We start from the raw sequence: 19,013 nt of genomic DNA on the forward strand, positions 1-19,013 counted from the left end.
GGATGTATTCGAAGAAGGTGGGCGGCGGCTCGCCCGGGGCGCGGCCGGTCAGCCAGCGGCTGTAGTTCTCGATGCCGGCGCAGGAGCCGGTGGCCTCCATCATCTCCAGATCGAAGCGCACCCGTTGCTCGAGGCGCTGGGCCTCCAGCAGCTTGCCGTTCTCGACCATCCAGTCGAGCGTCTCCTTGAGCTCGGCCTTGATGCCGGTGATGGCCTGGTTGAGCGACGGTCTGGGCGTGACGTAGTGGCTGGCGGCGTAGACGGTGATCTCGGTCAGGTCGGCGGTCTTCTTCCCCGTCAGCGGATCGAACTCCTGGATGCTTTCCAGCTCGTCCCCGAACAGCTGGATGCGCCAGGCCCGGTCCTCCTGGTGGACCGGGAAGATTTCGATCGTGTCGCCGCGCTTCCTGAACATCCCCCGCTCGAACGCCGCGTCGTTCCTCTTGTACTGCAGCGCGATCAGATCGGCCCTGAGCTTCGCCTCATCGATCTGGTCCCCCACCTTCAGCGTGAACGTCATCGCGGTGTACGTCTCCACCGACCCGATGCCGTAGATGCAGCTGACCGAGGCCACCACGATCACATCGTCCCGCTCCAGAATCGCCCGCGTCGCCGAGTGGCGCATCCGGTCGATCTGCTCGTTCACCGAGGAGTCTTTTTCGATGTAAGTGTCTGTTCTGGGTACGTAAGCTTCGGGTTGGTAGTAATCGTAGTACGACACGAAATACTCGACCGCGTTGTCGGGGAAGAAGCTCTTGAACTCGCTGTAGAGCTGGGCGGCGAGGGTCTTGTTGTGGGCGAGGATCAGGGCCGGGCGCTGGGTCTGTTCGATGACCTTGGCCATGGTGAAGGTCTTGCCCGAGCCGGTGACGCCGAGCAGGACCTGGTCGCGCTCGCCGGTTTTGGCCGTGGCGACGAGCTCGGCGATGGCCGAGGGCTGGTCGCCGGCGGGGGTGTATTTCGTCTCGAGCCGGAACGGGATGTGCTTGCGGTTGTCGGGCCGGTCGGGGCGGTGGGGGACCCAGTCGGAGGGCTTGCCGGGGGCCTCCTCGGGCGTCAGGCGCGGGCCGGTGACGGGGGCGAACATCGGCATGCGGTTCTTCGCCGCCGCCGGGTCGTGCAGGAAGGCGGCCGGAGCTTCCGCCAGGCCCGACTGGCCGGGGACGTGGACGGGCTTGGCGGGCTTGCTGGGGGAACGGGCCATGAACGCAATCTAGGGGGCGGAGGGCGACAGCGCCACAACGCACCGGCGCGGCGGGGGATGCGGCGGGCCGCTGCTGACAGCAGGGTGGCAGGAGGACGGCGGCAGACGGGTGACACTGTCCGGAAACCGCCAGCGTGCGCAGGCGGCGGCGCCCATGTTATCCGTCCCGTCGAGGAGACCCGCCATGACCGCCTTCCGTGAGCTGCATCGATCCGGGCTGCTAATCCTGCCCAACGCCTGGGACGGGGGCTCGGCGGCGCTGATGCGGTCGCTGGGAGCGAAGGCGATCGCCACGACCAGCGCGGGCGTGGCCTGGGCGCTGGGCTGGCCGGACGGCGACGCCCCGCCGGTCGACCGGGTGGTTCAGGCGGCGCGGGACGTGGTCCGGGCGGCGCAGGGCCTGCCGGTCTCTGTCGATTTCGAGGGCGGCTATTCCGACGAGCCGGCCCAAGTGGCGGCGGTCGCGCGCAGGCTGGTCGAGGTGGGGGCGCAGGGGATCAATATCGAGGACGGCGGCGGGTCGCCGGAGGTCCTGGCGGCCAAGATCGCGGCGATCCGGGCGGCGGTCGGGCCCGAGCTGTTCATCAACGCCCGCTGCGACCTCTGGCTGAGGGGCGTCGGCGAGGCGGGGACGCGCGTGGCCGAGGCGGCGCGGCGCGGAGCGATCTACCGGGCGGCGGGGGCTGACGGGCTGTTCGCGCCGGGTCTGGTCGAGGAGGCGGGGATCGCCGACATGGTCAAGGCGACAGACATGCCGCTGAACCTGCTGGCTTACCCGGGACTACCCGAGGCGAAGCGGCTGGAGGCGTTGGGGGTTCGGCGGCTGAGCGCGGGGTCGGGCATCGTCGGGGCGGCGCTGGGGCGGGCTGCGGCGCTGACCCGCGACTTCCTTGTGGACGGGCGGTCCGAACCGCTGGGCGAGGGCGCCTTGAGCTGGGGCGAGTTGAACGCCCTGATGCCGCCTGCGCCATGACGCCCTCCCCACCCCCGGCCCTGACCCTGTCCTGGTTCGACAGTCCGATCGGACCGTTGGCGCTGGCCTGCGATGATGAGGGCGTGCTGCGCGGCCTGTCTTTCGGGGACGGGCTGATCAAGGCGATGCGGCGCGAATATCCGGCGGCGACGCTGGCGGACGGCGGGGCGCCGGCGCGTGTCGCCCGCACCCTCTCCGCCTACTTCGACGGCGAGCGCGAGGCGCTGGCGGGAATGCCGTGGTCGCTGGACGGCGCGGTCGCGGGGGAAGGCTTCCATGCGCGGGTGTGGCGGGGGCTGGCCGGAGTGCCGGCTGGCGTGACCATCACCTACGGCGAGATGGCGAAGCGGGCCGGAGAGCCGGGGGCGGCCCAGGCCGCGGGCGTCGCCCTGAACCGCAATCCGATCCCGCTGGTGCTGGCCTGCCACCGGGTCATCGGCGCGGACGGAGCGCTGGTGGGATTCGGCGGGGGGCTGGAACGCAAGGGCTGGCTGCTGCGACACGAGGGGGCGTTGCTGATCTAGCCCCCTTGTGTCGCACGGGTCAGCGTCGGATCTGCACCCGGGCCTCGAGCTCGGCCCAGCGGCGGGTCAGGTCACGAAGTTCCTCGCGCAGGCGGGCGGCCTCGGTGCGGCTGAACTGGCCGTTGCGTTCGCCGGCGACGATGCGGGCCTCGATCTCCGCGGCGCGGGGGTCGTAGCCGTAGCCGCCGTCATAGACGACGTCGCCGACGCGACGGTCGAGATCGGCGAGGCGGGCGGTCAGGTCCTCCTGTTCGCGTGCGCTGAGGCCGTCACGGCGATAGTCGGCCTCCAGCCGGACAAGGGCGTCGTAGTCGGTCCGCAGGCGGCTCGCCTCCGTACGGGTCAGACGTCGATCCCGAACGGCGAGATCAAGGCGCGCGTCGAAGGCGGCGCGCTGCTCGATGAGCGGGCGCCAGCCATAGCCGTCATCGTAGTCGTCGCGCCGCTCGTCGCTGACGCGTTGCGACAGGGCGCGATAACGGTCGCGCAAGTCGGCGCGCTCCGTCGTGGTCATGCGGCCATCCGCGGCGTAGCGGGTCTCAAGCTGCACCAGGGCCTCATAGTCGCTCCGCAGCCGGCTGGCCTCAGTGCGGCTGATCGAGCCGTCGCGAACGCCGGCCTCGATACGGGCGTCCAGGTCGGCGCGGCGCTGGTAGAGAGGACGGCGGCCGCGGCTCCAGTCATCGTCGAGAGCGCGGTCCTGGTCCGCGGTCTGGACGCCGAACAGGGCGCCAAGCAGGGCGCCGAAGACGCCGCCGGGCTGGTCCTGCGGCGAGGTTTGGCCATACCCTTGATCCGACCCGTACGGGTCGGCGGGATACAGGGGGCCGACCGTAGCCGTCGCCCCGCTGCAGCTCAGCACGCCATTGCGGTTGGTCATGGCGCTGCGGCAGTCGATGCTGCGGATCGAGCTCCAGCGGAAGCCGCCGTCGGTCTGGCATTCGGCCGAGACATAGCCATTGGCCAGTTGTTCGAAATTGCGGCACGACGAGGGGATCGCCGGTTGGCTCGACGGATAGCTGGTGTAGGGGGTCTGGGCCTGGGCGCCGCCAGCGGCGGACAGGGCCAGGGCGCCGGCCGCGAGGGCAGACAGGGTATGGATCGCGGTCATGGGGGTTTCTTTCCGGCGAATGCCTTGAGGCAGGAGAACGGAGTCAGGCCGCGAAGGTTGCCGCCTCCATGCCGAGGGCGGCCCTCCCCTCGCCCTTCCGGCTCGGCTAGAGCTGGCCGATGACCGCCCTGCCGCTGAATGAGATCCTGCTGTTGCTGGCCGCGCTGGTCGCAGCCGGACTGGCGGGCGGCCTGGTCGCCGGGCTGTTCGGAGTCGGCGGAGGCACGGTGATTGTGCCGGCCGTATTCTATGCCTTCGAGGTGCTGGGCGTCGGGGGCGAGGGCAATTTACATACGGCGATCGGGACCTCGCTACTGACCATCGTCGCGACCTCGTGGCGGTCGCTGGGGGCGCATCGGGCGCACGGGGCGGTGGACGAGGTCGTGCTCAAGACATGGACACCCTGGGTCGCCTTAGGCGCATTGGTAGGCGCGGCAGTAGCCGGTGTGACCTCGATGGAAGGGCTGGCCATTGTCTATGGCGTCTGTCTGGCGGTGGTGGCGGCGCAGCTGGGTTTGATGCCCGAGCGGTTCGTGCTGAGGCCGGGCCTGCCGACAGGCTGGAGGCGACGCGGGTTCGGAACCCTGATCGGCGGGCTGTCGGCGATGATGGGGATCGGCGGCGGCAGCTTCGGCGGGATGCTGATGACCCTGTGCGGGCGGCCGATCCACCAGGCGGTGGCGACGGCCTCGGGCTTCGGCGTAGCCATCGGCGCGGCGGCGACGCTGGGCTTCGTCGTGTTCGGCTGGGATGGGGGCGGACGACCGCCGCTCTCGCTGGGCTATGTCAACGTGCCGGGCGCGGTGGTGATGGCGGTGCTGACGACGGCCGTGGCGCCGTGGGGGGCGAAGCTTGCGCACTCACTGGACCGGCGGGTGCTGCGCAAGGCGTTCGCCCTGTACCTGCTGGCGACCGCCGCGGCGGTGATGGTGAAGGCGCTCTGAGGCCGTCGTCGGCCGCCTGCGCCTCAGGGACGGAGGGTCAGACCAACCGGAGTGGCGCTGAACGAGGACAGCCGCCCGAGGTAGCTCATGCCGAGGAGGGAGTGCGGCAGGCCGTGCTCGACGACGAGGGCCTCGACCGAGGTGACGCGAGCGCCGGCGACCGCGACAGCCTGAAGCCGGACCGGGGCGGCCCGGACCGTACCGGAGGCGGTGACGACCGTGCCCGAGAAATCCGCAGGCTCGAGGTCAAGGCCGAGGCGGGCGGCGTCGTCGCGGGTCAGGGCCACGACGCTGGCGCCAGTATCGACCATGACCCGGACCGCACGGCCCTCGATCAGGGCGTCGGCCCAGTAGTGGCCATCAGGCGCCTTGAGCACCTGGGCGGCGTCGCCGGTGGCGGGGGTGGAGACCGGGGCGGGCGTCGCCGCCTGGGCCTGGCCGCGCAGGCCGGCCTGATCCATCCACCAGGCGGTGGTCAGGGCCGAGGCGACAGCGAGGGCCATGATGGCCGCGGAGGAAGGATCGAACCGCATGGCCGTGTTCTCGCACGAGGCCGTTGGGATGCGGTGAAGAGGGATGGTTGGCGGGGAGTAAACGGAGGCGCGAGAGATCAGGGATCGGGGGCCAGGGATGCGGACCCGCCGCCCCTCGCCCGTTCCGGCAGCGCCGCCATGATCCGCGCCCGTTCGGCGTCAGTGAAGCCGCTCCAGCCGCCGATCTCCACCAGGGTGCGCCAGCAGCCGAGGCACAGGCCCGAGGCGCCGTCGACGATGCAGACCTTGACGCACGGCGTGGTGATCGAACGCGGCGGTCTCGGGGTGGGGGGATCATTTGATGACATAGTTTCGAAATATGCTCCGGCGGCGGAGTAAAGTTTATTGATATTCCGGCGGGTTTCGACTACCTTGACCGTGACGCGAAACGACCCGGAGGGTGAGACCCCCTGCAAGCACGACGTGTCTCTTTTCATCGCTCAGCGAAAGGAGACTTCAACGATGAATGACAAGGACCGCAAACTCCAGCACACCATGATGTCATTCGCCCTCTGGGGCGGGATGCTGGTGAACACCCGGGACACGAACGGGGCCGGCGACCGTGTGATCAGCCATCCGTCCAACTTCGTCCCGATCAGGATCGACAGGGTGCGCCGCTAGTCCCCTGGCGCATGACAGAGCCCCGGCCGGACGGCCGGGGTTTTGTGTTTCGGGGCCTCCGCAATGCTCCGGATTTGTGCGGCGAGATCGAATGCGGCACGGTCGGCGCATGACCCTGATCCACACCGAGAGACGCGGCGCCATCGAGATCTGGACCCTGGACCGGGCGGAGCGGCTGAACGCCCTGCCCGATCTTGAGGACGGCGAGGCCTTCGCCCGGGCCTGCGCGGCGGTGAACGGTGACGCCGAGGTGCGCTGCGTGATCATCACCGGAGCAGGCCGGGCCTTCTCAGCCGGCGGCGACCTGAAGGCGATGCGCGACCGGCGCGACCTGTTCGAAGGCTCGGGCGCCGAGATCCGCGAACGCTATCGGCGGGTGGTGCACCGGATCGTCCGCTCGCTGTACGGGCTGGAAGTCCCGCTGATCGCGGCGGTGAACGGAGCCGCCATGGGTCTGGGCTGCGACATCGCCGGGCTGGCTGACATCCGCATCGCCTCGACCAACGCCGCGTTCGGCGTGCCCTTCCTCAAGCTCGGCATCCTGCCCGGTGATGGCGGGGCCTGGCTGCTGCCGCGGAACGTCGGCTATGCGCGGGCGGCCGAAATGCTGTTCACGGGCGAGTCGATCGACGCCGCCACCGCCGAGCGCTGGGGGCTGGTCAACCATGTCGTCGCGCCCGAGGCCCTGATGGAGGAAGCCCTGTCCACGGCGGAACGGGTGGCGGCGCACGCACCGCAGGCCCTGCGCATGGCGAAGACCCTGCTACGCCAAGGCCGCGACATGAATTTCGACCAGATGCTGGAAATGACCGCCGCCATGCAGGCGCTGGCGCATCTGACCGAGGACCACGCCGAGGGCGTGGCCGCGGTGCTGGAGAAGCGGCCGGCGGACTTCACCGGCCGCTAGACGTCAGGTCTTTGCCGGGGCCTGCATGGCCCGGTCGGCGGGCACGCCGGCGGCGGCGGCGCGCGGGGCGCCGGCGCGCTCGCCGGGCTTCATGAATTTGACCAGCACCCGCTGGCCGATCAGCAGCGGGGCGTTATCGGCCGAAACGACGACCTCAACGACCCGTTCGTCGGTGCGCTGCGAGGGGTCCTCGGACGCCAGCTTCCGGGCCCCGAAAAGAGGGGCGCGGCGCAGGACGCGACCGACGTAGACCTTGGACTGGTCGACCTCGGAGATCAGTTCGACCTCCTGGCCGTCGGTGACGTTGGGGATGTCGGCCTCGACGATCTCGGCGCGGACGATGCGCTGGGTGTCAGGCTCCAGATCGAACATGTTGGACACGTTCAGGGTGGAGGCGCCGGCGCCGGGGTTGGCGTAGCGGCGCACGATGCGGCCGTCCATCGGCGCGCGGATCACCGTCAGTTCGAGATTGTAGGCGGCTTCGTTCAGACGGGCGCGGGCGGTCTGGACCGCGGCCTGCTGCGAGCCGAGGCGCGCCTCGGCGGCCGCGATCTGGTCACGGGCCTCATCCATGCGGGCGGCGGCGACGAAATTGGTCTCGACCAGGCGTGCGAGACGGTCGTGTTCGCGCCGGGCGGTGTTGATGTCGACCTGGATGGCCCGCAGCTGGCTCTCGGCCTGGGCGACCTCCGCCTGGGCCCGCTGGAGCGCCAGACGCGGTTCGTCATCCTCCTGCCGGGCGAGAATCTGTCCGGCGGTAACGCGCTCGCCTTCCTGCACATAGACGGCCCTGACCACGCCGCCGCGGCGGGCGGCGACCTGGATGATGCCGCCCTCGACGTCAGCCTTGCCGTTGGCGATGGCCGCATAGGGACTGTCGATCTTCTCGGCCGCGGCCTTTTCCTGCTCGACCTTCTTCGCGGCGGCGCCCTGCTGCATGAACATGAAGCCGACGACGGCGACAATGATCAGCGCCAGGCCGATCCAGAGCCACTTGTTCTTGAGGAAGCGGGGCATTTTTCGGATGTCCTTGAGGATCGGTCTAGTGCGAGCCGAGAGTGGCGTTGGGATCGGGGGTGCGGCGCTGGTCGTCGAGGATGCGGCCGTCCTCGATATGGATGACCCGGTCGGCCCAGGCCTCAAGGCGCGGGTCGTGGGTCACGCAGATGACGGCGGCGCCGTGTTCGGTGGCGGCCCGGCGCAGCAGGCGGATCACCACCTGGCCGTTTTCGCCGTCGAGGGCCGAGGTCGGTTCGTCCGCGAACAGCAGGGCCGGGTTCTTGGCGAGCGCGCGGGCGATGGCGATGCGTTGCTTCTCGCCGCCGGAGAGGGAGTCGGGCTTCTGGTTCAGGCGGGCGCCGAGACCGACCTCCTCGAGGGCGGCGACGGCGCGGCGACGGGCCTCGTCCTTGGGCACGCCCTGGTACTTCAGCACCGTCATGACCTGCTGGGTCGCGGTCAGGGCCGGGAACAGGTTGAAGCCCTGGAAGATGAAGCCGCAGTTATCGAGGCGGAATTTGTCGATGCGGCCGGACGAATGGTCCCACAGATTGTCCACGTCGAGGGCGTCGACGCGTCCCTCTTCGGGCTTGAGCAGGCCGGACAGGGCGGCGACGAGGGTCGACTTTCCGGACCCGGACGGGCCCATGACCATGGTCATCTCGCCGTGGCGCGCATCGAAGTCGACGCCCTTCAGCACCTCGATGAAGGAGCGGCCGGTCTTGAAGCGCTTGATCAGGCCTTTCGCCTCGATGGCTGATTCACCGGCGCGGCCGTGGGTGACGGTAATCGCATTCATCGCAGCAGATCCGCCGGCTGGCTCTTCTTGAGGACGCCCAGCGACAGGAAGCCGGAGGCGAGGGCGATGACGAGCAGCATGATGCAGACGCCGGCCACCATCGGGATGGGGAAGGCCATGGTCAGGCCGCCGGTAGTCGCCAGCAGGGACACCGCCCAGGTCAGCAGCCCCGCTGCGAATATGCCGGCGATGCCGACCCAGAAGCTGAGCTCCATGACGATGGCGCGGAGCGAGCCCATCGACACCCCCAGGGCGCGCAGGGAAGCGAACTCCTTGATGTTGGCCATGATGGCCCCCCGCAAGGTCTGCCAGGTGATGGCCACGCCGATCAGGATGCCGAGGAACAGGGAGAAGCCGAGCATGATGACGATGAAGCTCTCCTTGAACATCGCCGCCTGGTTGGCCTCGCCGAGCTCGGCCCGGGTCCAGGCCTTGAACTGGCCCCTCGACTGGGCATTGAGCTGGGCCACCACGCGCTCGGAATCGGCCCCCGGCCTGATGCCGACCATCAGCGGGCCGACGCGGTCGCCGGTGCTGGCCTCGCCCAGCATACGCAGGGTGTCGCGCGACATCACCACGCCGGCCTGCATCATGTTGGGGTAGCCGCGGGTGACGGCGACCACGCGCACGGTCTTGCCGTTGTAGATGGCCTTGTCGCCCAGTTTGACGCCGAGGCGTCCAAGCGCAGTCTCGTCGACGGCGACGCCGAACGGCTGGCGCAGCGCCTCCACCAGTTCGGGAGAGTAGTCGGTCGGGACCGTCACGGCGCCCGGAACGGCGTCGATGATCGAGACCTGGACGAACTCGGTCTTCCGCGGCGCGTCGCCCTCGACGACGTTCTGCCAGCGGCCGCCGGAGCCGTCGAGGTCGGCCACGGCGACGATATCGGGATGGCTCTGCACCACCGGCATAATCCGCCGGGGCACGCCGGACGGACCGCCATTGAACAGGCCGGTCGAGCCGGGAGCCAAGACCATGATATCGGCGCTGGCGCGGTCGATTGTCGCGGTGAAGGCCTTGCCGATGCCCATGAACATGCCAACCTGAGCCAGCACGAGCAGACCTGAGAAGGCGAGCGCCACAATCGCCGCCATGTAGCGACGCCACTCGTAGAGCAGGGTGGAAAGTGCAAGCGACATCGAGACGTACGGCCCCCCGGGTTTCGTCGCTATGTGAGGGCGCCTGTGGTGAGGGCCAAGTTAAATCGGGTTAAGGCCGTGTGGACGGGGTTCGTTCATCGGCGGTATGCAGTGTGTCTGTCTGTACCGGCCGGAGCCCCGGCAACCCTGGAGACCGCCTCATGATCCTTCGTTCGCTCCGCGCCGCCATGGCCGCTACCGCCTCGATCGTCGCCGTAGCCGGGGCTGTGACCACCGCGGCCGTCCCCACCTCCGCCCGGGCCGACGAGGGCATGTGGACCTTCGACAATTTCCCGGTCCAGACGGTGAACCAGAAATACGGCACCCGTATCGACCAGGCGTGGCTGGACCGGGTGCGCAACGCCTCGGTGCGGATCCAGGGCTGTTCCGCCTCGTTCGTCTCGGATGAAGGTCTGATCCTGACCAACTGGCACTGCGTCGTCGGCTGCGCCCAGGAGCTTTCGGATGCGCAGAAGGACTATGTGAAGAACGGCTTCACGGCCGGGACGCGCGAGGAAGAGATCCGCTGCCCGGGGCAGACGGCCGAGGTGCTGACCGAGATCACCGACGTCACCGCCCGCATCCGCGCCGCCGGCGAGGGGCTGGAAGGCGCCGCTTTCAACGCGGCCCGACAGGCCGAGACGACCCGCATCCAGAACGAGGCCTGCGCCGAAGATGCGAAATACAGCTGCCAGGTGATCAGCCTGTATCGAGGGGGTCAGTACAGCCTGCACAAATTCCGCAAGTACGACGACGTGCGGCTGGTCTTCGCGCCGGAGAACCAGGCGGCCTTCTTCGGCGGCGACCCCGACAATTTCAACTTCCCACGCTACGCCCTCGATGCCGGTTTCCTGCGCGCCTATGAGGACGGCAAGCCGGCCGAGACCCCGAACTTCCTGAAGTGGAACGCCGAGGCGCCCAAGGAAGGCGACGTGACCTTCGTGTCCGGTAATCCGGGTTCGACCTCGCGCCTGCTGACCATGAGCCAGCTGGAGCGGCTGCGGGACCAGCAGCTGCCGATCACCCTGATCCAGAACTCGGAGCTGCGCGGCCGCCTGCTGGAATATTCCCTGACGGGCGACGAGGCGAAGCGGGTCTCGTTCGATCCGATCTTCGGCCTCGAGAACAGCTTCAAGGTCTACTACGGCCAGCAGGGTGCCCTGACCGATCCGGCCTTCATGCAGACGAAACGGGAGGCGGAGGCTGAACTGCGCGCCCGCGTCGCGGCCGACCCGAATCTGGTGCAACAGATCGGCGACCCTTGGTCCGAACTGGAAGCGGTCCAGAACACCGCGCGCGACCTCTACCTGCCCTATCGCCAGCTGGAGCAGGCGGCGGGCGGCGGCTCGCAGCTCTACCAGATGGCCCGCACCCTGGTCCGCTCGGCCGGCGCCGAGCTGCCGGCCGAGCGCCGCGCGCGTCTGGCGGAAATGATGGGCGAGGAGACGCCGATCTCGACCGACATGGAAGAGATCCGGATGCGCTACTGGCTGTCCAAGACCCGGGAGTATCTGACGGTCGACAATCCGCAGGTGAAGGCGATGCTGGGCCGCGAAAGCCCGGAGGCCCTGGCCGAGCGCCTGATCAGCGGCACGCGGATGGCCGACGCCGCCTTCCGGCGCGAGGCGGCCGGCATGACGCTGGAGCAGCTGACGGCGGCTGACCCGCTGCTGGCCTTCGTCGCAGCCAATGACGCCGCGGCCAAGGCGATCGCCGACCGCTGGGCCGCCGAGGTCAACGCCCCCACGGCCCGCGCGGCCGAGAAGGTCGCCCAAGCCCGCTTCGCGGTCTACGGCACCAACCAGTATCCCGACGCCACCTTCAGCCTGCGTCTGTCCTATGGCGACGTCCGGGGCTGGACCTATCGCGGCGTGACGGTGCCGCCGTTCACCTACATCGGCGGCCTGTACGAGCGGGCGACCGGCTCGGAGCCGTTCAACCTGGCCCAGGCCTTCGCCGACAATGAGTCGCGGGTGAACAAGGAGGTCGTCTACGACTTCGTCTCGACCAACGACATTATCGGCGGCAACTCGGGCTCGCCGGTGATCAACGCCGAGGGCGAGGTGATCGGCGCGGCCTTCGACGGCAACATCCACTCGCTGGGCGGCGCCTTCGGGTATGACGGCGACCTGAACCGCACGGTGTCGGTGTCGACTGCGGCCATCACCGAAGTCCTTCGCACCGTCTATCCGAACCCGCGCCTCCTGGAGGAACTGGGGGTCGAGTAGGCCAAAAATCCTTCTCCCCTCGGGGGTGAAGGCGGCTCGTGGAGCGAGACGGTTGAGGGGGCTGGTTGACGCCGGCCCCCTTTTTCCGTTCTGGATGCGGACAGAGCCCCCTCATCCGAGCCCTTCGGGCCCACCTTCTCCCCCGGAGGGGAGAAGGAAGGAGAAGTCCATGCGCAACACCCTCGCCGCCTCCGCCGCCGTTCTCGCCTTCGCCGCCGCCTCGGGCGTCCACGCCGAAGAGGGCATGTGGACGTTCGACAACTTCCCGATCGCGCGGGCCAACCAGACACTGGGGACCAATATCGACCAGGCGTGGCTGGACCGGGTGCGGCTCAGCTCGGTCAAGTTCGGCGGCTGTTCGGCCGGACTGGTGTCGGGCGAAGGCCTGGTGATGACCAACAACCACTGCGTCGCCACCTGCGTGGCCAATCTGTCGACGCCGGAGGTGAATTACGCCGAGGCGGGCTTTGCGCCGCGCACCCGTGAAGAGGAACTGAAGTGCCCGGGCGGGACGGCGGAAATCCTGACCGACATTTCCGACGTGACGGCGAGGATGCACGCCGCGGGCGAGGGTCTGGACGGCCAGGCCTTCACCCAGGCGCGGGACGCAGAGGCGGGCCGGATCGAGCAGGAAGCCTGCGCCGGCGACGCGACCGTGCGCTGTCAGGTCGTGAGCCTGTATCGCGGCGGCCAGTTCAAGCTGTACAAGTTCCGCCGCTACTCCGACGTGCGTCTGGCCTGGGCTCCGGAGGATCGGGCGGCGACCTTTGGCGGTGATCTCGACAATTTCAGCTTCCCGCGCTTCGCCATCGATGCGGCCTTCATCCGCCTGTACGAGAACGGCCAGCCGGTCGTGACGCCGACCCACTTCAAATGGAATGCGGACAAGCCCGTCGAGGGCACGCCGGTGTTCGTCGCCGGCAGCCCGGGCGCGACCCAGCGGCTGCTGACCCAGGACCAGCTGATGACGGTGCGGGACGTGGTCCTGCCGCTGGACCAGCTGATCGCCTCCGAACTGCGCGGACGGCTGATCCGCTTCTCCGAGGAGAGCGAGGAGAACGCCTTCATCGCCATGGACCCGATCGTCGGTCTGGAAAACACATACAAGCGCGGGCGCGGGCGGATGGCCGCCCTGACCGATCCGGCCTTCATGGCCGGCCGGGCCGAGAACGAGGCCGATTTCCGGCGCCGCGTGGCGGCCGACCCCGCCCTGACGGCGCGGGTGGGGGATCCGTGGGGCGATCTGACGGCGGTGCAGCCGGCCCTGCGCGAACTGTATCCGGCGGTCGCCTTGCTTGAAGGCGGGACCGGCGTGGGGACGACCGCGCCCGGCGGCGGCTCGCAGCTGTTCAGCTGGGCCCGGACGTTGGTGCGCGGAGCGCAGGAGCGCGAGAAGCCGTCGGCCGAACGCCTGCCGGAGTACGCCGACAGCCGGCTGGCGGCGGCGCAGTCGGCCCTGTTCGCCGAGCGGCCGGTCTATCCGTCGCTGGAGCAGCTGCGTCTCGAATGGTGGCTGTCCAAGACCCGCGAGTGGCTGACGGTCGATGATCCGCGCGTGCGCGGCCTGCTGGGTCAGGAGTCCCCGGAAGGGCTGTCGGCGCGGCTGGTCGAGGGCACGACCCTGGCCGATCCGGCGGTGCGCCGGGCCCTGTGGGAGGGCGGCCAGGCCGCCATCGAGGCGTCCGACGACCCGCTGATCCGGTATATGCTGTCGATCCAGGACGAGACCCGGGCGGTCCGGTCGGACTGGGAAGCCCGCATCGAGGCGCCGACCAACCGAGCCTCCGAGCGGCTGGCCTCGGCCCGGTTCGCCGCCTATGGCGACGCCGTCTATCCGGACGCCACCGGCACCCTGCGCCTGACCTACGGCCGGATCGAGGGCACGGACGTGCCTGGACAGCGGTTCGGAGCCTTCACCACCTTCGCCGGCCTGTGGGACCGTGCCACAGGGGCTGCGCCGTTCGACGTGGCTCCGAAGCTTCTGGCGGCCAGGGACCGGATCGACCCGGACACGGTGATGAACATGGCGGTGTCGTCCGACACAATCGGCGGCTCGTCGGGTTCGCCGGTGGTCAATGAGGCGGGCGAGCTGCTGGGCGCCAACTTCGACTCCACCGTCCTGAGCCAGCGCAACGCCTATGGCTATGACGTCCGGGTCAACCGCTCGGTGATCGTGACGACCGGCGCGGTGACCGCCGCGCTGCGTGACGTCTACGGCATGGAACGCCTGGTCGAGGAGTTGGGGGTCGAATAGACCCCCTTCGCCCGGACCCTAGAGCTGGCTCATCTTCTGCTGGGCCTTTGAGAAATACTGCCACCCGGTCCAGAGAGTGACGATGGCGGCGGCCCAGATCAGCACATAGGCGAAAGTCTGGAAGTGGGGCTGCCAGTCCAGCGGCAGGCCGAAGCCGTCCCACAGAAGGACCATCTGCAGCGCGGCGAGGGCCACCATCTGCAGGGTGGTTTTCCACTTGGCCAACAGGGTGACCGGCAGCTTGACCTTGCCGGCCACGGTCTCGCGCAGGGCGGAAACCGCGAACTCGCGGAACAGGATCAGGCCGCAGGGAATGGCGATCTGGGGCACCGAACCCCAAGCCAGGACGCCGAGGATGGCGCCGGTGACAAGCACCTTGTCCGCGATCGGATCGAGGATGGCCCCCCAACGGGTGGTGGCGTGCCAGCGCCGCGCCAGATAGCCGTCGACCCAGTCGGTCGAGGCGGCGACGATGAAGATGACGAAGGCGGTCCGGCCGAAGCGGAACTGGTCATCCGGGCTCAGATAGTCCGACAGGATCGGCACGCCCTGCGGCGCGGCTCCGGCCAGAATCAGGAACATGACCACCCCCGCGATCAGGCGCAGGCCCGTCAGGATGTTCGGGATGGGGTTGGCGTGGTGGGTGGGGGTCATGGGGGACATCCTGCTTCAACGCCGATGTGCCACGCTTCGATGCGCGAGGCGAGCGAGGGCGGGTTCGACCTAGAGCGTTTCGAACCGGTCGGGGCCCCGGAGGGCCCGCAGGATCCCGTCGGCGATGCCGAAATGCAGGCCGGTCAGAACCAGTTCACCGGCGGCCTCGCGCTCGGCGATCCACGGAAAGGTGCGAAGGTTCTCGATCGACAGACGGACAACCGCCTCCTCGGCGGCGCGCTCGACCTGATCCGGCTCCACCGCCTCGGCCACGCGGCGCACCCGGGGAGCGCCTTGCGCGACCCAGGGGGCGACGAAGTCCTGACAGTTCCCCGGGGCGCCGTTGAGCATGGCGTTGACCCCGCCGCAGTGGGCGTGGCCCATGACCACGATCTGCGACACGCCCAGAACCTTGACCCCGAACTCCAGCGCCGCCGAGACGCCGTGCAGGCGGCCGTCGGGCTCATAGGGCGGCACCAGATTGGCGACGTTACGGACCACGAACAGCTGGCCCGGCGCCGTGTCGAAGATCAGCGCCGGGTCGGCGCGGCTGTCGGAACAAGCGACCACCAGGGTGTGCGGGCGCTGCCCCTCGGCGGCGAGCGCCTGGTACTCGGCCCGGGCCTCGGCCCAGTGGCCTTCGCGGAATCGGCGGTAGCCGGAAAGAAGGGCGTCGGGGGATTCGTCTGACATGGGACCTCTATAGGCGAACCGCCCTCACTGGGGGAGAGGGGCGGCAAGGCTGCGGATTGCCCTGACCTAAGGCTTTGTGACGACCACCTTGAGGAAAGTCGCCGGTATCTCGGTGCGGTCCGCGCCGCCGCGGTTGTGCGCCTCGAAGATCCCGGTCAATTCAGCCTCCAGTTCGTCAGCCCTGCCGTCCTTCGACGCCGCCTCAAAGGCGTTCATGGTCGGGCCGTAATAGTGTTTGAAGGTCTGAAGCAGGTCGGTTGGCGGCGTGGGCGAGATGAAGACGTAGGTCGCGCGCTCGCAGACGACATTCTCGGCCGGGACACCCGCCGCTTCGAAGCGTTCCCGGACGTGGGTCTCCACTCCCCACGTCACCGGGCTGACGAAGCCTTCGGGCGGCGCCGGAGTGTAGGCCGCGCTTGTCTTCAGAACCTGGGCGACCAGGGTCGGATCGCCGGGGATCCAGTTTCCCATGACGATGCGGCCCCCGCTACGGGTCACCCGCGTCATCTCCCTCGCCACGTCGAACGGGCGCGGGGCGAACATCGCGCCGAAGATGCTCACCACCAGATCGAAGCTCTCATCGTCGAGTTCCCGGAGGTCCGATGCATCGCCTTGCTGGAAGCGGAGATTGTCCAATCCCGCCTCGGCCGCACGCCGTTTGCCGGCGGCGACGAGGTTCTCGGCTATGTCGACGCCGAGCACCTCGGCGCCCCGCCGCGCCGCCGGAACGGCCGTCGTGCCATCCCCGCAGCCGAGATCGAGGACGCGGAGGCCCGGCGTAACCCCCAGGCCGTCGACCAGCGCCTCTCCGCTTTCCCGCATCGCCGCAGCGATGCGAGTGAAATCACCCTTCTCCCAGAGCGCCTTGTTCGGGTTCATGTCCTCGCCTCTCTTACAAGACCGATGTTCGTCACGTCACACGCAAGCCAACCATCGAGCGTAAGCGCCACAGGCGCTGCTGGAAAGACAGCCCCGACACTCAGCCCCGGAGCAGACTGGCGCAAGTCCGGGGGGTCAGCGGCTCGCGGGGTGGAAGAAGGCGTGGATACGTTCCGCCAGCGGCTGGCTGACGCCCTCGACCTTGACCAGGTCGGCGACGGCTGCACGGGAGACGCCCTTGGCCGAGCCGAAGGCGTGCAGCAGGGCCTTCTTGCGGCCGGGACCGACGCCCTCGATCTCGTCGAGCGGATTGCGCTTGATGTCCATCGAGCGCCGCTTGGCGTGAGCCCCGTTGGCGAAACGGTGCGCCTCGTCGCGCAGACGCTGGATGTAGTAGAGGGCCGGCGACTTCAAAGGCAGCATGAAGGGCGGTTTGCCGGGCACGAAGAAGCGTTCCAGACCGGCGTCGCGATCCGGCCCCTTGGCCACGCCGACGGCGAGGATGTCGTCGAGGCCCAGATCGGCGAGGACGGCCTGGACTTCGGCCAACTGGCCGGCGCCGCCGTCGATCAACAGCAGGTCGGGACGCTCGACTTCCTCGCCCTCGTCCTCGTCCTTGACCAGACGGCTGAAGCGGCGGCGCATGACCTCGCGCATCATGCCGTAGTCGTCGCCGGGGGTCAGGTCCTCGCCGCGGATGTTGAACTTGCGGTACTGGTTCTTGCGGAAGCCCTCGGGTCCGGCGACGACCATGCCGCCGACCGCATTGGTCCCCGAGATGTGGGCGTTGTCGTAGACCTCGATCCGCTCGGGTCGGGCGTCGAGACCGAAGGCCTCGCAAACCTCCTCGAGGATTTTGCCCTGGGCGGAGCTCTCGGCCATCTTGCGGCCCAGCGCTTCGCGGGCGTTGGTCAGGGCGTGGTCGACCAGCGCCTTGCGGTCGCCGCGGGCCGGCCGTTCGATGCTGACCACCCGGCGCCCGTCGACGGTCCTGGCCTTCATTGAGAAAGCCTCTTCCAGAAGCTCCTTTTCGTGCGGGACCACATTGGACAGGATCTGCCGCGGCACGGGCTTGTCCTCGTAGAACTGGCCGAGGAAGGCGGCGAGGATTTCGGGGTCGGTGTCGGTGCGGTCGACGCGCGGGAAGTAGGCGCGACCGCCCCAGTTCTGGCCGCCGCGGTAGAAGAAGACCTGAACGCAGGCCTGGCCGCCCTCGCTGAACAGGGCGAAGACGTCGGCCTCGGCCACGCCCTCGGCGCTGACCGAATTCTCCATCGAGATGGCCGAGAGGGCGCGGATGCGGTCGCGGACGCGGGCGGCCTGTTCGAAATCCATGGCGTCGGAGGCGGCCTGCATCTCCTGCGACAGGCGGGCGATCACGGCGCGGGACTTGCCGCGAAGGAACTGCTCCGCCTCCGTGACCAGATCGCCGTAGTCCTCAAGCGAGATCAGGCCGGTGCAGGGGGCCGAGCAGCGCTTGATCTGGTGCAGCATGCAGGGCCGGGTGCGGGTCTCGTAGACGCTGTCCGAACAGGACCGCAGCAGGAAGGCCTTCTGCAGGGTGGTCAGGGTGCGATTGACCGCCCAGGTCGAGGCGAACGGACCGAAATAGTCGCCCTTCATGGTGTGGGCGCCGCGGTGCTTGCGGACCTGGGGGGCGCGGTGGTCGCGGCGGATCATCAGTTCGGCGAAGGACTTGTCGTCGCGCAGCACCACGTTGAAGCGCGGCTTGAGCTTCTTGATGAAGTTGGATTCGAGCAGCAGGGCCTCGGTTTCCGAGGCGGTGACGACCAGCTCCATCGACCGCGTCAGGGAGACCATCAGGCCGATGCGCTGGGTGTGGAAGCGGCCTTGGGCGTACTGCAGGATTCGTTTCTTCAGCGAGCGCGCCTTGCCGACATAGAGGCAGGCGCCGTCCTCGCCGTACATGCGGTAGACCCCGGGCTTGTCGGGCGCGCGCCGGGCCTCGTCCCGGATCAGGTCGGCGGCCTTCAGGGCCTCGGCGTCAGCGGGAATCGTCTCCTCGGTCATCGGGACCGATATAGGCCTAGAAGCGGCGGACCATAAGCACGCCGGCGATCACCAGGCCGATGCCGGCGACGCGGCCGGGGCTGATCGGCTGTTTCGGCATGCCCATGGCCCCGAAATGGTCGAGCACGACGCTGAGCAGGAGCTGACCGGCGACCATCAGGATGATGGTGGTCGCCACGCCCAGCCGGGGCACGCCCCAGGCCGCCGCCACCACGAAGATCGCCCCGTAGAGACCGCCGACCCAGGCGTACCAGGGCAGGGCCCGGGACGCGGCGATGTCCGGGCGCACCTGCAGCACCAGGGCGAGAACGCCAAGCGCCGCCGTACCGACGGCGAACGACACGAAGGCGGCGTTCACCGGCGAACCGACGGCGCCCATCATCTTGGCGTTGGTCGGGGCCTGCAGGGCGGTGGCGGCGCCGCCGAAGACGACGGCCAGCATGGCGAGTAGGGAGGGGTTCATCCGGATTGGCTACCAGCTTGGCGCGCTTTCCGCATCGCCGAAAATCTCGGCCGGCCG

Annotated in this window: 19 protein-coding genes; 7 read left to right on the forward strand and 12 right to left on the reverse strand. The window is 69.0% G+C overall.

What is annotated here, in order from left to right; all coding sequences use genetic code 11:
- A partial coding sequence (locus tag V6M45_RS10430; protein ID WP_332656164.1) for a DEAD/DEAH box helicase family protein occupies positions 1–1,204 on the reverse strand: 1,204 nt, incomplete at its 3' end.
- A 184-nt stretch (positions 1,205–1,388) separates the two neighbouring features.
- Here V6M45_RS10430 and V6M45_RS10435 point away from each other — a divergent pair.
- Together V6M45_RS10435 and V6M45_RS10440 are read left to right on the forward strand one after the other, a co-directional pair.
- Complete coding sequence (locus V6M45_RS10435; RefSeq protein ID WP_332656166.1) at positions 1,389–2,177, forward strand: isocitrate lyase/PEP mutase family protein; 789 nt, start codon at positions 1,389–1,391, stop codon at positions 2,175–2,177.
- Complete coding sequence (locus V6M45_RS10440; RefSeq protein WP_332656168.1) at positions 2,174–2,701, forward strand: methylated-DNA--[protein]-cysteine S-methyltransferase; 528 nt, start codon at positions 2,174–2,176, stop codon at positions 2,699–2,701. Before V6M45_RS10435 ends, V6M45_RS10440 begins: the two co-directional genes overlap by 4 nt.
- A 19-nt stretch (positions 2,702–2,720) precedes the next feature.
- On the opposite strand, the gene V6M45_RS10445 is transcribed toward V6M45_RS10440, so the two are convergent.
- Positions 2,721–3,812, reverse strand: a complete 1,092-nt coding sequence (locus tag V6M45_RS10445) for a hypothetical protein (protein ID WP_332656170.1) — start codon at positions 3,810–3,812, stop codon at positions 2,721–2,723.
- Positions 3,813–3,931: 119 nt separating this feature from the next.
- On the opposite strand from V6M45_RS10445, the gene V6M45_RS10450 reads away from it, so the two are divergent.
- Complete coding sequence (locus V6M45_RS10450) at positions 3,932–4,756, forward strand: sulfite exporter TauE/SafE family protein (protein ID WP_332656172.1); 825 nt, start codon at positions 3,932–3,934, stop codon at positions 4,754–4,756.
- A gap of 23 nt (positions 4,757–4,779) precedes the next feature.
- On the opposite strand, the gene V6M45_RS10455 is transcribed toward V6M45_RS10450, so the two are convergent.
- Together V6M45_RS10455 and V6M45_RS10460 are read right to left on the reverse strand one after the other, a co-directional pair.
- On the reverse strand, positions 4,780–5,289 hold the full coding sequence (locus V6M45_RS10455; RefSeq protein ID WP_332656174.1) for a retropepsin-like aspartic protease family protein: 510 nt from the start codon (positions 5,287–5,289) through the stop codon (positions 4,780–4,782).
- 77 nt (positions 5,290–5,366) lie between these two features.
- Entirely contained in the window at positions 5,367–5,597 is a 231-nt protein-coding gene (locus V6M45_RS10460; protein ID WP_332656176.1) for a DUF1289 domain-containing protein, read from the reverse strand.
- A 154-nt stretch (positions 5,598–5,751) separates the two neighbouring features.
- On the opposite strand from V6M45_RS10460, the gene V6M45_RS10465 reads away from it, so the two are divergent.
- On the forward strand, positions 5,752–5,910 hold the full coding sequence (locus tag V6M45_RS10465; RefSeq protein WP_332656178.1) for a hypothetical protein: 159 nt from the start codon (positions 5,752–5,754) through the stop codon (positions 5,908–5,910).
- Positions 5,911–6,019: 109 nt separating this feature from the next.
- Positions 6,020–6,817, forward strand: coding sequence for a crotonase/enoyl-CoA hydratase family protein (locus V6M45_RS10470; protein ID WP_332656179.1), 798 nt, complete (start codon positions 6,020–6,022; stop codon positions 6,815–6,817).
- Between the two features lie 3 nt (positions 6,818–6,820).
- Here the strand turns inward: V6M45_RS10470 and V6M45_RS10475 are convergent, their stop codons facing one another.
- The 3 genes from V6M45_RS10475 to V6M45_RS10485 are packed head-to-tail and all read right to left on the reverse strand — an operon-like array spanning position 6,821 to position 9,754.
- Positions 6,821–7,834 (reverse strand): HlyD family secretion protein, encoded by a 1,014-nt coding sequence (locus tag V6M45_RS10475; RefSeq protein ID WP_332656180.1) that lies wholly within the window; start codon positions 7,832–7,834, stop codon positions 6,821–6,823.
- Between the two features lie 25 nt (positions 7,835–7,859).
- Positions 7,860–8,615, reverse strand: a complete 756-nt coding sequence (locus V6M45_RS10480) for an ABC transporter ATP-binding protein (RefSeq protein WP_332656182.1) — start codon at positions 8,613–8,615, stop codon at positions 7,860–7,862.
- Complete coding sequence (locus V6M45_RS10485) at positions 8,612–9,754, reverse strand: ABC transporter permease (protein ID WP_332656184.1); 1,143 nt, start codon at positions 9,752–9,754, stop codon at positions 8,612–8,614. Before V6M45_RS10485 ends, V6M45_RS10480 begins: the two co-directional genes overlap by 4 nt.
- Before the next feature lie 161 nt (positions 9,755–9,915).
- On the opposite strand from V6M45_RS10485, the gene V6M45_RS10490 reads away from it, so the two are divergent.
- Both V6M45_RS10490 and V6M45_RS10495 read left to right on the forward strand, forming a co-directional pair.
- Positions 9,916–11,982, forward strand: coding sequence for a S46 family peptidase (locus V6M45_RS10490; RefSeq protein WP_332656186.1), 2,067 nt, complete (start codon positions 9,916–9,918; stop codon positions 11,980–11,982).
- A gap of 169 nt (positions 11,983–12,151) precedes the next feature.
- Entirely contained in the window at positions 12,152–14,236 is a 2,085-nt protein-coding gene (locus V6M45_RS10495; protein WP_332656188.1) for a S46 family peptidase, read from the forward strand.
- Positions 14,237–14,254: 18 nt separating this feature from the next.
- On the opposite strand, the gene pgsA is transcribed toward V6M45_RS10495, so the two are convergent.
- The 5 genes from pgsA to V6M45_RS10520 form a co-directional block, all read right to left on the reverse strand.
- Positions 14,255–14,890: a CDP-diacylglycerol--glycerol-3-phosphate 3-phosphatidyltransferase gene (gene pgsA, locus V6M45_RS10500; RefSeq protein WP_332656190.1), complete on the reverse strand. Its 636-nt coding sequence runs from the start codon at positions 14,888–14,890 to the stop codon at positions 14,255–14,257.
- A 69-nt stretch (positions 14,891–14,959) separates the two neighbouring features.
- On the reverse strand, positions 14,960–15,583 hold the full coding sequence (locus tag V6M45_RS10505) for a carbonic anhydrase (protein WP_332656192.1): 624 nt from the start codon (positions 15,581–15,583) through the stop codon (positions 14,960–14,962).
- A gap of 66 nt (positions 15,584–15,649) precedes the next feature.
- Complete coding sequence (locus V6M45_RS10510) at positions 15,650–16,462, reverse strand: class I SAM-dependent methyltransferase (protein ID WP_332656194.1); 813 nt, start codon at positions 16,460–16,462, stop codon at positions 15,650–15,652.
- 135 nt (positions 16,463–16,597) lie between these two features.
- On the reverse strand, positions 16,598–18,493 hold the full coding sequence (gene uvrC / locus V6M45_RS10515; RefSeq protein ID WP_332656195.1) for an excinuclease ABC subunit UvrC: 1,896 nt from the start codon (positions 18,491–18,493) through the stop codon (positions 16,598–16,600).
- A gap of 16 nt (positions 18,494–18,509) precedes the next feature.
- On the reverse strand, positions 18,510–18,956 hold the full coding sequence (locus tag V6M45_RS10520) for a DMT family transporter (protein ID WP_332656196.1): 447 nt from the start codon (positions 18,954–18,956) through the stop codon (positions 18,510–18,512).
- Between the last annotated feature and the right edge of the window lie 57 nt (positions 18,957–19,013).

It is taken from the genome of Brevundimonas sp. (genome assembly GCF_036676055.1).
In the GTDB taxonomy this organism is placed as follows: domain Bacteria; phylum Pseudomonadota; class Alphaproteobacteria; order Caulobacterales; family Caulobacteraceae; genus Brevundimonas.

Bases quoted from the DNA above. Each gene is read 5' to 3' on its own strand.
- V6M45_RS10435 (WP_332656166.1), top strand. From the start codon at position 1,389: ATGACCGCCTTCCGTGAGCTGCATCGATCCGGGCTGCTAATCCTGCCC.
- V6M45_RS10440 (WP_332656168.1), top strand. From the start codon at position 2,174: ATGACGCCCTCCCCACCCCCGGCCCTGACCCTGTCCTGGTTCGACAGT.
- V6M45_RS10445 (WP_332656170.1), bottom strand. From the start codon at position 3,812: ATGACCGCGATCCATACCCTGTCTGCCCTCGCGGCCGGCGCCCTGGCC.
- V6M45_RS10450 (WP_332656172.1), top strand. From the start codon at position 3,932: ATGACCGCCCTGCCGCTGAATGAGATCCTGCTGTTGCTGGCCGCGCTG.
- V6M45_RS10455 (WP_332656174.1), bottom strand. From the start codon at position 5,289: ATGCGGTTCGATCCTTCCTCCGCGGCCATCATGGCCCTCGCTGTCGCC.
- V6M45_RS10460 (WP_332656176.1), bottom strand. From the start codon at position 5,597: ATGTCATCAAATGATCCCCCCACCCCGAGACCGCCGCGTTCGATCACC.
- V6M45_RS10465 (WP_332656178.1), top strand. From the start codon at position 5,752: ATGAATGACAAGGACCGCAAACTCCAGCACACCATGATGTCATTCGCC.
- V6M45_RS10470 (WP_332656179.1), top strand. From the start codon at position 6,020: ATGACCCTGATCCACACCGAGAGACGCGGCGCCATCGAGATCTGGACC.
- V6M45_RS10475 (WP_332656180.1), bottom strand. From the start codon at position 7,834: ATGCCCCGCTTCCTCAAGAACAAGTGGCTCTGGATCGGCCTGGCGCTG.
- V6M45_RS10480 (WP_332656182.1), bottom strand. From the start codon at position 8,615: ATGAATGCGATTACCGTCACCCACGGCCGCGCCGGTGAATCAGCCATC.
- V6M45_RS10485 (WP_332656184.1), bottom strand. From the start codon at position 9,754: ATGTCGCTTGCACTTTCCACCCTGCTCTACGAGTGGCGTCGCTACATG.
- V6M45_RS10490 (WP_332656186.1), top strand. From the start codon at position 9,916: ATGATCCTTCGTTCGCTCCGCGCCGCCATGGCCGCTACCGCCTCGATC.
- V6M45_RS10495 (WP_332656188.1), top strand. From the start codon at position 12,152: ATGCGCAACACCCTCGCCGCCTCCGCCGCCGTTCTCGCCTTCGCCGCC.
- pgsA (WP_332656190.1), bottom strand. From the start codon at position 14,890: ATGACCCCCACCCACCACGCCAACCCCATCCCGAACATCCTGACGGGC.
- V6M45_RS10505 (WP_332656192.1), bottom strand. From the start codon at position 15,583: ATGTCAGACGAATCCCCCGACGCCCTTCTTTCCGGCTACCGCCGATTC.
- V6M45_RS10510 (WP_332656194.1), bottom strand. From the start codon at position 16,462: ATGAACCCGAACAAGGCGCTCTGGGAGAAGGGTGATTTCACTCGCATC.
- uvrC (WP_332656195.1), bottom strand. From the start codon at position 18,493: ATGACCGAGGAGACGATTCCCGCTGACGCCGAGGCCCTGAAGGCCGCC.
- V6M45_RS10520 (WP_332656196.1), bottom strand. From the start codon at position 18,956: ATGAACCCCTCCCTACTCGCCATGCTGGCCGTCGTCTTCGGCGGCGCC.